A 13,407-nucleotide genomic window follows, 5' to 3' on the forward strand; every position below is an offset into this window, starting at 1 on the left:
AAAAGAACACCAACAAAGGTGCCTTTCAAAAAAATTATGTCCTGAAGAGATTTCACAATCCCAACCAAACAAAAACTGACACCACCACAGGACTCAAAACCTGCGATGGGATCAAAATAATATCTAACTAATGCCGGCACCACACCCCATCACCAACCAAACCCCCAAAGGGCCTGATCACCGTGACAGAACGCAGCACCTAAATTGGCACTAACAATCCATCGACACACTATCGAGTTCTCAAAGAACACACACTCCCCGACTTCGACACCTGAAAACAGGTGCCATCCCGGAGGGCATTTGTTATTGTCTTTCTTAGAAGTTCCGCTCCGAATCTCGTCCGGAGCAGGTCTCCCAGCCTATCAGCTCTGAAACCTGCTCGCAACATTCCGTTTCCGGCTGCTCCGTGGTCTCTCGGCCTTCAGCCACCCGCGCAGAAACGCTCCACCGGAGTGGATCCGTATCTAACTTGGGCGGTCAGCGTTGTTCCTTCAGGAAAACATCCCGTCGGTGTTCTTGGCCGCTCCGGACTCTCGCTCTCCGGCGCCTCACTCGCTGACTTGAAGAAAGTTACGCGGTCGTGAGCGTGGCGTCAAATCGCCTGGTCAGAGGGGTGTTTTCGAGTAACACCGCATGAACAGGCGTCATCGGACCCGGGCGCCGGCGAAGTTTCGCTTCCCACGGCGCACCACCAACCACGATCCGTGCAGCAGATCCGTCGAACCGGGCTGCCATTGCGGATCCGAGATCTTGACGTTGTTGACGTACGCGCCGCCTTCTCCGATGGTTCGGCGAGCGGCTTTGTTGCTCTCGGACAGTCCCGTCGCCACCAAGATGTCGATGATGGTCGGCTGAGAGTCTGCGACCAGGTCGGCAATTGTGGTCTCGGACAGAGCTGCGGCCAGCGTCTTCTCGTCGAGCTCGGTCAATTCGGCACGGCCGAACAGCGCCTGGCTCGCCAGTTGCACCGCGTCGGTGTTCGCCTGACCGTGGACGAGAGTGGTCATCTCCTGCGCCAGCCGTCGCTGCGCCTCGCGCTTGTGCGGCGATTCCAGGGTGACCTGCTCGAGTTCGGCGATCTCCTCCTGACCCAGGAAGGTGAACCACTTGAGGTAACGCACCACATCGGCGTCCGCGGTGTTCAGGAAGTACTGGTACCAGGAGTAGGGGCTGGTCCGCTCCGGGTCCAGCCACAGGCTCCCACCACCGGTTGACTTGCCGAACTTCTTGCCGTCGGACGAGGTCACCAGCGGGACCGTCAACGCGTGGACAGCTCGGCCGTCGACCCTCCTGGTGAGGTCAACCCCGGCGATGATGTTGCCCCACTGGTCGGAACCACCCACCTGCAGAGCGCAGCCGAACTCGCGGTTCAATTGCAGATAGTCGTTGGCCTGCAACAACATATAGCTGAATTCGGTGTAGCTCATACCGTCGGATTCCAGGCGGCGTCGCACGGTGTCACGAGCCAGCATCACGTTGACCGAGAAGTGCTTGCCGACGTCTCGTAGGAAGTCGACCACCGGGAGGCTGCCCGTCCAATCGAGGTTGTTGACCACCACAGCACCGGTGGGCGAATCATCGAAGTCGACAAATCGCTCCAGTTGGGACCTGATCCTGCGCGCTGATTCGGCCACCGTGTCCGCTGACTGCATGGTGCGTTCCCCGACGTCGCGCGGATCACCGATCATTCCCGTCGCCCCACCGGCGAGGACTATGGGCCGGTGGCCTGCACGCTGGAACCGCTTCAGCGTGAGGAGTGGAACGAGGTGGCCGGCGTGCAGGCTCGGCGCGGTGGGGTCGAACCCTGCGTAGAGCGTCGTCGGACTCGTCAGCACTTTTGCCAACTCGTCGATGTCGGTGGTCTGGGCGATCAGCCCGCGCCAGGTCAGTTCGTCGAGGATCGCATCGGTCACGGGGTCGATCCTTCCGTACCCGCGGCAGGTACCGATAGGCGGAGGGTGCGCGTCCCGGAGGGCAACGACTGGGCGCGCCGGTACTTCGACACTGCGAGACTGCGCCCGTCCCAGAGACGCCACGGACGATCCTGGGCCGTACTGACGCCGACGCGCGGCCCGTTCTCGACCGCGGCGGCCGGTACGCGTGGACCCCTGAACAACCTGACGGGCGACTCCCCCGTGCAGACCGCCGATCCGTTCAGTTCCCGGCTGATCGCGAGTGCCGAACCGACATTGCCGGGGCCGCAGGCCAATTGGTGGTCGGCACGGGCAGTCGGGCGCCGGAGTCTGGCGATGTCTAGGCCATCGACTATCTCGCCCGCGCGCATCAACACACCACCGCACTGCCCGGCGTGGCCGTAGGAGATGTTGGCGCACCAGTGGATGCCATACGACCGGTACACGTACAGGTGACCCGCGGACCCGAACATCACCCGGTTCCGGTCGGTCGGTCCCCGGTATCCGTGCGATGCAGGATCAGGGAACCGACTGTCGGGGGTGCCCCCGTAGGCCTCGACCTCGACGATGCGCATCCGCACCACACCGTCGGCGGCTTCCACCTCGAGCAGCGATCCGAGTAGTCGGCGCGCTGCCTGCAGCGGCGTGGCACCCGCCAGCCGCTCCACGTCGAAGAGAGTCGGTTGAACCAAGGTTCAGCTGGGCGAGGGACCGGTCGTGGCAGTGGCGCGCTGGAGCAATTGCTCGTGTTCTTCGTCGCCGACGTCACGCGCATCGTCGATCAACAGGGCGGGTATGCCGTCATCGATTCGATAGGCACGGCGGAGCCTGGGGTTGTACATCAGCTCGTCGCCGATCACCAGCAAGGGCCCGTGGTCCTGCGGGCATGCCAGCAAGGTCAGCAACAAGGGGTTCAGTCCGGCTTCATGTGACACGGCGTCAACGGTACCTTTCCGATTCGGTCACCTCAGTGGGCGACCGCTGCGACCGATCGCGCGCCGGCGTGCCAACCGCGTTCGGTGGCGATCGCCCGCGTCAGCCTCCGGTACCGACCCTCGTCGTCGCGGAACCAGACGCCAGCGCCGGCAGCGGGGATGCCCGCCTGACGTAGGGCCTCCGACCGCGGACGATAGGAGTTGGTCACCTCGATGTTGTCGAGCACACGGATGATGTGCGGCCGTTCGGCCGGGGTCAGTTCGGCCAGCGCGAGCCTGAGTGCCGAGCCTGTGGGTGAACCGGTGTCGGACTGCTTCGAGATCGCCGCGATCGCGAGCTGGTTACCGGGCTCCCCCACCTTGTAGACGACCGCGTGTTTGACCTGCACCAGCCGCGACAGCCCGTCGACGATCGGTTGGGGGTAGATGTAACCCTCTGCCGAGTGGATCACCGAAGAGGTGTGGCCCATGAACCAGAAATCCCCATCGGCATCGCGTCTGAACATGTGCTCGGACAGCTGCCAGCGGTCGCCCACGACGAACACGTCACGCAGCACCGTTGCGCCCACCTCGTACTGCTGCTGGGCCTTGGACAGCATCACCCCGACCTCGTCGACGCGGGCTTCCCTGACGTACCCGGTGTCGTCTGTGATCAGGCGGCTCTCCCCCAGGTCGTATGCCGCTATCGCGACTTCGTTGACACCGGGCACCGGCCTGCCTGCCGACCCGACCTTGGTGCCGGTGACGTTGGCCAAGATCGCCGAACCGTCGCCGGTGGCGAAGAACTCGAGCACCCGGGCACGCGGGAAACGTTCGAGGAGGTCTTCCCACAGCCCGGTGGATATGCCAGAGCCCATGAACAACCGAATCGGGTTGTGCGGCTGGATGGCAAGGCTGTCGCATTGGATGACGTCCTGCAGCATCGACCACGTGTAGGACACCACTGTGATCCCGTACCGGTGAACCTCGGCGGAGAACAGCTTCGGATCGATGCCGTTGGACAACGCGATCCGAGCCCCACCTGCAACGGTGCCACCGAGGGCCGTCAGCAGTCCCGAGGCGTGGTGCAGCGGCGTGAGGCAATAGACGGTGTCGTTGCTGCTGAGTGCCGCGGCAGATGCGGCCCCGAAGGCCGACAGTGCCCACCGATGGTTGGTCACCGGCCACTTCTCGAGGGTGCCGCCGTTCTTGCTGAAGAGAACAAACGCGAGGTCGCCCGCACGGCCCGGGTCGGGCCGGTACCACGTGGGTACCTCGACAGCGTCCGGATCGATCTGCTCCATGTCGATGATGCGTTCGCCGTCGGCCTGCGAGAGTGTTCGGGTGTCGCCGCCGCCCAGTACGAGCACCCGGTCGGCGATCGCCGCAGAATCGTCGAGGTTGGCAGGGTCGGCGAGTACGAGGGAGCAATCGCCCAGCCGGAGAGACTGTTTGAGATCGTTTCCGGGCGAGAGCATCACTGCCACGGCGCCCAATCTCGACAGTGCCGCGATCGCTACCAGGGCACTGGGTCTGGTCAGCATCAGCACACCGACGTGCTCGCCCGGACGCACCCCGCACGCGATCAAACCGCGCACGACGTTGTCGATACGGTCGTTGACCTGACGGTGGCTCAGTACCCGATCCTCGAAGAGGAACAGCTCCTGTTTGCCGTTGCGTCGGGCGTTCTCGTTCATCAACTTCCCGAGCGAGATCGTGGTCCGGGCCTGCAACTGGCCCAGCCGCACGAGCCGCGGGACCACGCGTGCAGATTCCCGGAGCACGGCATCGGTGGTGCGTCCGACAGACTTCGCCGCGCCGACCAGATCCCGGCCGGCCTCTGCGCCGACACCGGCAGCCGTCCCCACACCATGGACCACTCGCGACGAGAAGCTGACACCGGAGCCACCCAGCGCGTCGCTGTTGTCGTGCATCTTCTCGATCTGGTCGGGCTGATCGGCGGAACCGTCCTGCCACCGGATCCATTGCGCAGTGGTGGGCCACGTACGGGTGCCGGCGGTCGATCCGACGACGAGTCCGAAATGCCCGACCGGAAGCGATGATTCATACACCTGCGACAGCGGCGCCGCACGCATGATGCCGCGTACGGCCACCGGCTGACCGATGTCGTCGGCCTCGCCGAGGAATGCCAATACGGGGCAGCTGACCTCTGCCAGCGTGACGACACGGTCCTTGATCACGAAGCCACCGCCGACCATCCGGTTGTGGACGACGAACTGGCGCAACAGCTCTGCCACGGCAGGCCCGGACCACGCGACCCAGCCATCGACCTCGATGAATCGACGCGAGTCCTCCCGGGGCAGCAGAGCTTCGCGGTCGTGGAGCTGACGCAGGAAGTCGATGCGGCTGCGCGCCGCCTTCACGGGGTCGAGGAGCTGAAAACCGGTGCGCGCCAACCAGCCGGGCACCGAGATCCGGTTGAACACGTTCTCTGCCAGGAACTGTGCGCCCGGGGTGACCAGCGCTGCGGGCAATCCCAGAGGGAGCGCACCGAGGACGTCGACGGGGCTGCCGTAGGTGATGAGACTCGCGATGCCCTCGGAACGTCGGTACGCGGCGGTCTGGTAGCAGAACATTCCGCCCTGCGAATATCCGGCAAGGTGGACGTCTTTGCCCGTGGCCTCCCGAACCGAGTCGATGACCTCGCTGATGGCCACGACGTGGTCGGCGAGGGTGCGGTCCATTCCGCCGACGACCTTGTCCGGCGAACCGAAGTCGACCACCCAGGGGTCGAGACCGTTGCGGTGGAGGACAGTGACTGCACCGTTGTCGGCCGTGACGTCGTAGACGTTGGCAGACACCATCATCGGCGGCACCAGCACCACGGGCGGACCGTCGCCGGGCTCATCCGGGAAGTACCGCCGCAGCTGGTACATCGGAACGGTTTCCTCGATCCGGAACGGAGCAGGTCTGGTCCCGGTCTCGAGACTGCCGTACCTGATGACCTCCAGCCCGTTCTGGGCAGTGGCTACAACACGATCAAGGGTTTCCTTGACGTTCGGAAGGCCGCGCACAAACACCCCTAAGAAACAACATCTGGTTGAACCGTGACTGGCGTCACACTCTACCCCGGCCGCAGCGGCCGCCCCCGGCGGGAACCCTAAAAGTCCCTGTGTCCGATTGCGGCCTCGGCCAGCCTGTTCAATTGCTCGGCGACGCGCACACCGGCTGTCCCGCCGCGTGCGTCCCGCGAGGCGATCGACCCCTCGACGGTCAGCACATCACGAACCGCCGGCGTCAACGCCGGATGGATCTCGGCGAACTGGTCGTCGGTGAGATCGGGCAGCCCGATCCCCTTTTCCTCGGCGGCGCGGACACATGCACCCGCGACCTCGTGGGCAACACGGAACGGCACACCCGCGCGAACCATCCACTCCGCGATGTCGGTGGCCAGCGTGAACCCGGCGGGAGCCAGTTCTGCCATCCGGTTCTCGTCGAAGGTCAGGGTGCTGACCAGTCCCGCGATTGCCGGCAGCAGCAGGAGCAACTGGGTGACCGAGTCGAAGACCGGCTCTTTGTCCTCTTGCAGGTCACGGTTGTACGCGAGCGGTTGTGCCTTCAGGGTTGCCAGCAATCCGGTGAGGTTGCCGATCATCCGTCCGGACTTGCCGCGCGTCAGCTCCGAGACGTCCGGATTCTTCTTCTGGGGCATTATCGAACTGCCGGTCGACCACTCGTCGGCGAGCGTCACATACCCGAACTCCGGTGTGCTCCAGAGGATGACCTCTTCGGCCATCCTGGACAGGTCGACCCCGATCATCGCGAAGACGAAGGCGGCTTCGGCAGCGAAGTCCCGCGACGACGTGGCGTCGATCGAATTGTCTGCCGCCGAATCGAACCCGAGATCAGCGGCAATGGCCTCGGGGTCGAGACCCAACGATGACCCCGCCAAGGCACCCGACCCGTAGGGCGAGACGGCGGCGCGACGATCAAAGTCTTTCAGCCGCTCGACATCACGGATCAACGGATGGGCGTGCGCGAGCAGGTGATGCGCGAGCAACACCGGCTGCGCAGCCTGCAGGTGCGTCTTGCCCGGCATCACCGCATCGGGATGCGCCCGTGCCTGGCCGACCAGCGCGTCCACCACATCGAGAACCCCCGACGAGACCATCCGCACGGCGTCGCGCAGCCACATCCGAAAGAGGGTGGCCACCTGGTCGTTCCGCGATCGACCGGCGCGCAGCCGGCCACCGACCTCGGCTCCCACCCGCTCGATCAGACCGCGTTCGAGCGCACCATGGACGTCTTCGTCGCTGTCCGCAGGTGCGAACTCGCCCGACCGGACATCGTCGGCCAACCTCGTGAGTCCGTCCTGCATGGTCTGCAGGTCGGCGTCCGACAGCAGGCCGGCGCTGTGGAGAACTCGGGCGTGCGCCTGGGAGGCCCGAATGTCGTACGGAGCCAACACCCAGTCGAAGTGAGTGGACTTGCTCAGGGCAGCCATGGCGTCGGCCGGGCCAGAGGCGAACCGGCCTCCCCACAGAGATCCCTGGTTCGTGGACATCTAGCGCAGATCCCGCTTCGCCGAGATCTTCGACGACAGGCCGTGCAGATGGACAAAGCCCTTGGCTGCCGACTGGTCGAATGTGTCGCCTTCGTCGTAGGTGGCGAGGTTGAAGTCGTACAGCGACTCCTCACTGCGCCGACCGGTGACCGCGATGTGACCACCGTGCAGGTTGAGCCTGATGTCGCCGCTCACGTGCTGCTGTGTGTGGTCGACGAACGCTTCGAGCGATGACTTCAGGGGAGAGAACCACAGTCCGTCGTAGACGAGCTCGGCCCACTTGCGGTCGGTGCCGCGCTTGAAACGACCGAGTTCGCGCTCGAGGGTGACGTGTTCGAGCTCTTCGTGCGCGCGGATCAAGACCATGGCGCCCGGAGCCTCGTAGATCTCGCGGCTCTTGATGCCGACCAATCGGTCCTCGACCACGTCGAGGCGGCCGACGCCGTGTGCGCCTGCCCGACGGTTGAGTTCGACGATCGCCTCGAGGACCGAGACCGGCCGTCCGTCGATCGCTGTGGGGCGGCCCTTCTCGAAGCTGATGATGACCTCGTCGGGTGCCTGCCAGTTGATGGTCGGATCCTCGGTGTACGAGTACACATCCTTGGTGGGTGCATTCCAGAGATCTTCGAGGAAACCGGTTTCCACTGCCCGGCCCCACACGTTCTGGTCGATCGAGAACGGTGACTTCTTGGACACGTTGATGGGGATGGCGTTCTCTTCGGCGAAGGTGATGGCCTTCTCACGGGTCCAGGCGTAGTCGCGGACCGGTGCGATCACCTCGAGTTCCGGTGCGAGCGAACCGAATCCGACCTCGAATCGAACCTGGTCGTTGCCCTTGCCGGTGCAACCGTGCGCGACGGTGGTGCCGCCGTGTTCGCGGGCCGCGGTCACCAGATGTTTGGCGATCAGCGGCCGGGAGATGGCCGACACCAGTGGATAGCGATCCATGTACAGCGCGTTGCTGGTGATGGCAGGCAGGCAGTACTGCTCGGCGAACTCGTCACGTGCGTCGACCACCACCGACTCCACCGCCCCACAGTCGAGGGCTCGCTGGCGGACCACCTCCATGTCCTCGCCACCCTGGCCGAGGTCGATGGCCACGGCCACCACCTCCTTACCGGTTTCCTTACCGATCCAGCTGATGGCCACCGAGGTGTCCAGGCCGCCGGAATACGCGAGGATCACGCGCTGCGCCATGAGGGGGTTACTCCTTGTAGTTCGGTCGTGCGTTGTATGTCTTAGGGCTGTTTCGTCAGGTGGTGCTGCTCAGAATCTCATGCCAGCGCCTCGAGCATCTCGGCCAGGTCGGCGCCGGTGATCGGCTCGCGGGCAAGTACAAAAAGCGTGTCGTCCCCGGCGATGGTGCCGACGACTTCGGGAAGGCTCGCCCGGTCGAGCGCACTGGCCAGATAGTGCGCCGCGCCGGGCGGGGTTCGCAACACCGCCATGGCGCCGCTGGAGTCGATCGACACGAGCAGGTCCCCCATCAGGCGCGACAAGCGGTCGGTGCCGCCGCTGACCCCGCGAACCGGCGAGCCGTCCTCTGGCACCACGTAGATGCCGGATCCGCCGTCGGCGCCGCGGATCTTCACCGCACCCAGTTCGTCGAGATCACGGGAGATGGTCGCCTGGGTCGCGTCGATGCCATCGGCGGCGAGAAGCTCCCGCAGCTGGGTCTGACTGTGCACCTCGCGGCCGGCCAGCAGAGCGATGATCCGCGCGTGTCGGCCGGCCCGGGTGGTCACCGTTGATCCAGCAGCCACAACAACACCGCCTTCTGAGCATGCAACCGGTTCTCCGCCTCGTCGAACACCACACTCTGTGGTCCGTCGATGACCTCGTCGGTGATCTCCTCCCCGCGGTGTGCGGGCAGGCAATGCAGCACGATGGCTTGGGGATCGGCAAGCGCCAGCAGATCGGAGTTGATCTGATAGGCGCGGAAGGGGGCGCTCCGATCACGTCCGTCGTCTTCCTGACCCATCGACACCCAGGTGTCGGTCACGAGAACATCGGCCCCGGCAACGGCCGACTTCGGGTCGACGACAACCTCGACGCTTCCGCCGGTGAGTGCCGCTCGGTCCCGCGCGTAGCCGACAAACCGTTCGTCGGGCGTAAACCCCTCCGGTGCACTGATTTTGACGTGCATTCCCGCCGTCACACAGCCGAGCATCAATGAATGGGCCATGTTGTTCGCGCCGTCCCCGAGGTAGGTGAGCGTGAGACCCGCAGCGTGACCTTTGTGTTCGATGATCGTCTGCAGATCAGCCAGCACCTGGCACGGGTGGAAGTCGTCGGACAAGGCGTTGATGACCGGGACGGTTGCGGTGGACGCCATCTCTTCGAGACGGTTCTGACCGTACGTGCGCCAGACGATCGCCTCCACATACCGGGACAGGACCCGGCCCGTGTCGGCCAGCGTCTCATCACGGCCCAGTTGCGTTTCCTTGCCGTCGACAACCACCGCGTGCCCACCGAGCTGGGCGATGCCCATCTCGAAGGAAAACCGCGTTCGGGTGGAGTTCTTGTCGAAGATGACCCCGACACCCTTGGGGCCGGAAAGCGGTGTGTGAGCAAAAGGCTGTGCCTTGACCTCGGCAGCCAGGGCCAACACTCGGGCCTGCTCCTCCGGCGACAGGTCGTCGTCCCTCAAGAAGTGCCGCGTCATGACTGTGCCTGCCCGGCCGCGTCGAGGATGCCGGGCAACGCTTGCACGAACCCAGCTGCCTGATCTTCGGTGAGGATCAACGGCGGCGCCAGCCGCAGCACGTCCGGGGCCGGGGCGTTGATGAGGAACCCACGCTCGCGAGCCGCGGCCTCGACCGCAACGGCGACCGGCTCCGTGAGTACAACGGCCAAGAGCAGACCCGCACCGCGGGTGTGGGAGATCAGCGGGTGGCCCAGATCGTCGATGCCACTGGTGATGAACTTGCCCAGCGATGCAGCATGCTCGGTGAGCCCCTGGGAGTCGATCTGATCGAGCACCGACAGCGCAGCCGCCGCGCAAACCGGGTTGCCACCGAACGTGGTGCCGTGTTGACCGGGTTCGAGCAGATCTGCGGCCGGGCCCGTCGCCAGGACCGCTCCGATCGGCAGTCCGCCGCCGAGGCCCTTGGCCAACGTGATCACGTCTGGGGTGATCCCGACCGACTGGTGTGCGTAAAACGTTCCGGTACGGCCGATTCCGGTCTGCACCTCGTCCAGGATCAGGAGGGCACCGTGGTCGGTGGTGAGCTGCCGCACCGACGCGAGGTAGTCCGCAGGCGGCACCACCACCCCGCTTTCGCCCATGATGGGTTCGAGAAAGACTGCAGCGGTCTGCGGTCCGATGGCTGCCGCCATCGCGTCGATGTCCCCGTAGGGCACGTGGCGCACCCCTGGTGGCATCGGCTCGAACGGCGTGCGTTTCGCCGGCTGGCCCGTCAGTGCCAGAGCCCCCATCGTGCGTCCGTGGAACGCCTGCTCGGCCGCGATGATCTCTGGCCTCCCGGTGCGCCGGGCGATCTTGAACGCCGCCTCGTTGGCCTCGGCGCCGGAATTGCAGAAGAACGCCCTGCCCTCGACACCCCACCTCGACAGCAGCGCTTCGGCCAGCTTGACCACCGGTTCGTTGAGATAGATGTTCGAGGTGTGCCCGAGAGTGGACATCTGCTCGGTCACCGCCGCGATGACGCCGGGGTTGGCATGCCCCAGGACGTTCACTGCGATCCCACCGAGAAGGTCGAGGTACTCGCGGCCCTCGACATCGGTGAGAACCGCGCCGAGCCCGGACTTCAGGGCCACCTTCGGCGTCCCGTAGTTCTTCATCAGCGAAGCCGACCACCGTTCCTGCAAGGCCTCGGTCCGATCGTGTGTCATTTGTCTTCCCCACTAGGTGTCGAGTGCGTCTGAGCGTGGTCCACGGCAGGCACGTCATGCCCATAGGCCTGCGGCGCCGCATGTTCGTGGTCGGGAACCACCATGGTGCCGATGCCCTCACTCGTGAAGAGCTCGAGGAGCATCGAATGTGGTGTGCGCCCGTCGATCACATGCGCTTGACCGACACCTCCGCCCACTGCGCGCAAGCACGCCTCCATCTTCGGGACCATGCCCGAATCAAGCCGCGGGAGCAGCTCGGCGAGGTCGGTTGTGTTGATCTGCGACACCAGCGAGTCGCGGTCGGGCCAATTGGTGTACAGCCCCTCGACATCGGTGAGCACCACCAGCTTCTCGGCACCGAGTGCCTGGGCCAGCGCTGCCGCGGCGGTGTCGGCATTGATGTTGTGCACCACCCCGTCCGCGTCGGGCGCGATGGTCGACACCACCGGAATACGCCCCGCTGCAATGAGATCGGTGACGGCGGCAGGATCGACGGTCGTCACGTCACCCACCAGCCCGATATCGGTGGCCTCGCCGTCCACGAGAACCGAGCGGCGCGTCGCGGTGAACAGGTGCGCGTCTTCTCCCGAGATGCCGACCGCATAGGGTCCGTGTGCGTTGATCAGACCCACGAGTTCCCGGCCGACCTGACCGAAGAGCACCATCCGCACCACATCCATCACTTCCGGCGTGGTGACCCGGAATCCACCGCGGAACTCGCCGGTGAGCCCGAGGCGTTGCAGCATCGCCGAGATCTGCGGTCCGCCGCCGTGGACCACGACCGGATGGATTCCGCAGGTCCGCAGGAACACCATGTCCTCGGCGAATGCCGCCTTCAGGGTGTCGTCGATCATGGCATTGCCGCCGTATTTGACGACGATCACCTTGCCGGAGAACCGCTGCAGCCACGGAAGTGCTTCCGCGAGAACGTGGGCCTTCTCGAGAGGCGTGAGTGCGCCCATCACGACGAGTACGCCGAGTTCTCTTCGACATACGCATGGGACAGGTCCGTGGTGCGGATCCACGCGCTGCCCGATCCGATTCCCAGGTCGACAGTGAGGTCGATATCGGTGACCGAGAGATCCACCTCGCGCGCGCCCGGGACACCCATCCCGTGTTCACACACCGGTGAACCGTTGAACCGCACGGCAATCCGGTCAGGGTCGAGCTCGATGGGCGCGATACCGACTGCGGCGAGGACACGGCCCCAGTTGGGATCGGATCCGAACAACGCGGTCTTCACCAGACTGTCCCGGGCGATCGTGCGTGCCGCGACAAGCGCTTCGGAATCACTGGCTGCGCCGGTCACGGTGACCACCACTCGTTTGGTGACACCTTCGGCGTCGGCCTGCATCTGGGCAGCGAGATCGTCACACACCAGCCGCACCGCCTCGTTGAGGTCGGCCTGGGTGGGTTCGACCTCACTGGCGCCCGAGCTCAGTAGCAACACGGTGTCGTTGGTGGAACTGGCGCCGTCGACATCCAGCCGATCGAATGTGATCGCTGCCGCCGCCCGCAGTGCCTCGTCGAGCTGAGCCGCGGTCACCTTCGCGTCCGTGGTCAACACCGACAACATCGTCGCCAACGATGGAGCAAGCATGCCTGCACCTTTGGCCATGCCTCCGACATTCCAGCCGTCGGCGTGGTGGAACGCAGATTGCTTCGGCACGGTGTCGGTGGTCATGATCGCGTGCGCGGCATCGGTCCCACCCGAGATACCGCCGCCCATCTCGTGTACCACCTCGGTCACGCCTGCCAGCACCTTGTCCATGGGCAACCTGTCACCGATCAGACCGGTTGAGCAGACGGCGACCTCGATGGCGCCGGTCTCGGTACCCCAGCCGCTGATGGCTTCTGCCACGGCTTCCGCCGTGGCGTGCGCGTCTTGGAACCCCCCGGGCCCCGTGCAGGCGTTCGCACCGCCGGAGTTGAGGATCACGGCCCGAAGCCTGCCGGTGGACAAGACCTGCCGGCTCCACAACACCGGCGCGGCCTTGACCTTGTTCTCCGTGAACACACCAGCGGCCTCGTACTCGGGGCCCTCGTTGAACACCAACGCCAGATCTTCCTTGCCGCTGGCCTTGATACCCGCAGCGATGCCCGCAGCCCGGAAACCTGAGGATGCCGTGACGCCCTGCAATCGAGTCATCCGGTGCCCGCCGGCCACCTCCCGCCAATTCTCTGGCGCGGCAACCGAATC

The 13,407-nt window shown here is 65.1% G+C and carries 11 protein-coding genes; all 11 read right to left on the reverse strand.

The annotated features are described in order from the left end of the window. Nucleotides 1-644 precede the first annotated feature (644 nt). Nucleotides 645-1,913, reverse strand: a complete 1,269-nt coding sequence (gene tyrS / locus WIMU1_RS18000) for a tyrosine--tRNA ligase (RefSeq protein ID WP_062799281.1) — start codon at nucleotides 1,911-1,913, stop codon at nucleotides 645-647. Then, nucleotides 1,910-2,581: a DNA-3-methyladenine glycosylase gene (locus WIMU1_RS18005; protein WP_245968999.1), complete on the reverse strand. Its 672-nt coding sequence runs from the start codon at nucleotides 2,579-2,581 to the stop codon at nucleotides 1,910-1,912. The genes tyrS and WIMU1_RS18005 overlap by 4 nt, the downstream gene beginning before the upstream one ends. A gap of 27 nt (nucleotides 2,582-2,608) precedes the next feature. Further along, nucleotides 2,609-2,848 carry a Trm112 family protein gene (locus WIMU1_RS18010; protein WP_023960653.1) on the reverse strand — a complete coding sequence of 80 codons (240 nt, stop codon included), beginning with the start codon at nucleotides 2,846-2,848 and terminating at the stop codon, nucleotides 2,609-2,611. A 32-nt stretch (nucleotides 2,849-2,880) separates the two neighbouring features. Continuing rightward, the gene (locus WIMU1_RS18015; protein WP_084248408.1) at nucleotides 2,881-5,862 is read right to left on the reverse strand and encodes an AMP-binding protein; all 2,982 of its coding nucleotides are present in this window, start codon (nucleotides 5,860-5,862) and stop codon (nucleotides 2,881-2,883) included. Between the two features lie 86 nt (nucleotides 5,863-5,948). After that, complete coding sequence (gene argH, locus WIMU1_RS18020; protein ID WP_062799285.1) at nucleotides 5,949-7,352, reverse strand: argininosuccinate lyase; 1,404 nt, start codon at nucleotides 7,350-7,352, stop codon at nucleotides 5,949-5,951. Further along, a complete protein-coding gene (locus tag WIMU1_RS18025) occupies nucleotides 7,353-8,549 on the reverse strand; it encodes an argininosuccinate synthase (protein ID WP_023960659.1) in 1,197 nt (398 codons plus the stop codon). Nucleotides 8,550-8,626: 77 nt separating this feature from the next. Next, a complete protein-coding gene (locus WIMU1_RS18030) occupies nucleotides 8,627-9,115 on the reverse strand; it encodes an arginine repressor (RefSeq protein WP_051406618.1) in 489 nt (162 codons plus the stop codon). Beyond that, complete coding sequence (gene argF / locus WIMU1_RS18035; RefSeq protein ID WP_062799287.1) at nucleotides 9,094-10,017, reverse strand: ornithine carbamoyltransferase; 924 nt, start codon at nucleotides 10,015-10,017, stop codon at nucleotides 9,094-9,096. Before argF ends, WIMU1_RS18030 begins: the two co-directional genes overlap by 22 nt. Further along, the gene (locus WIMU1_RS18040; RefSeq protein ID WP_023960664.1) at nucleotides 10,014-11,207 is read right to left on the reverse strand and encodes an acetylornithine transaminase; all 1,194 of its coding nucleotides are present in this window, start codon (nucleotides 11,205-11,207) and stop codon (nucleotides 10,014-10,016) included. The genes argF and WIMU1_RS18040 overlap by 4 nt, the downstream gene beginning before the upstream one ends. Beyond that, entirely contained in the window at nucleotides 11,204-12,169 is a 966-nt protein-coding gene (gene argB, locus WIMU1_RS18045) for an acetylglutamate kinase (RefSeq protein WP_245968997.1), read from the reverse strand. The genes WIMU1_RS18040 and argB overlap by 4 nt, the downstream gene beginning before the upstream one ends. Next, on the reverse strand, nucleotides 12,169-13,356 hold the full coding sequence (gene argJ, locus WIMU1_RS18050) for a bifunctional glutamate N-acetyltransferase/amino-acid acetyltransferase ArgJ (protein WP_030173229.1): 1,188 nt from the start codon (nucleotides 13,354-13,356) through the stop codon (nucleotides 12,169-12,171). The genes argB and argJ overlap by 1 nt, the downstream gene beginning before the upstream one ends. Between the last annotated feature and the right edge of the window lie 51 nt (nucleotides 13,357-13,407).

This window comes from Williamsia muralis NBRC 105860 (genome assembly GCF_001598915.1).
GTDB lineage: Bacteria > Actinomycetota > Actinomycetes > Mycobacteriales > Mycobacteriaceae > Williamsia > Williamsia muralis.

Bases quoted from the DNA above. Each gene is read 5' to 3' on its own strand.
- argH (WP_062799285.1), bottom strand. From the start codon at position 7,352: ATGTCCACGAACCAGGGATCTCTGTGGGGAGGCCGGTTCGCCTCTGGC.
- WIMU1_RS18025 (WP_023960659.1), bottom strand. From the start codon at position 8,549: ATGGCGCAGCGCGTGATCCTCGCGTATTCCGGCGGCCTGGACACCTCG.
- argF (WP_062799287.1), bottom strand. From the start codon at position 10,017: ATGACGCGGCACTTCTTGAGGGACGACGACCTGTCGCCGGAGGAGCAG.
- WIMU1_RS18040 (WP_023960664.1), bottom strand. From the start codon at position 11,207: ATGACACACGATCGGACCGAGGCCTTGCAGGAACGGTGGTCGGCTTCG.
- argB (WP_245968997.1), bottom strand. From the start codon at position 12,169: ATGGGCGCACTCACGCCTCTCGAGAAGGCCCACGTTCTCGCGGAAGCA.
- argJ (WP_030173229.1), bottom strand. From the start codon at position 13,356: ATGACTCGATTGCAGGGCGTCACGGCATCCTCAGGTTTCCGGGCTGCG.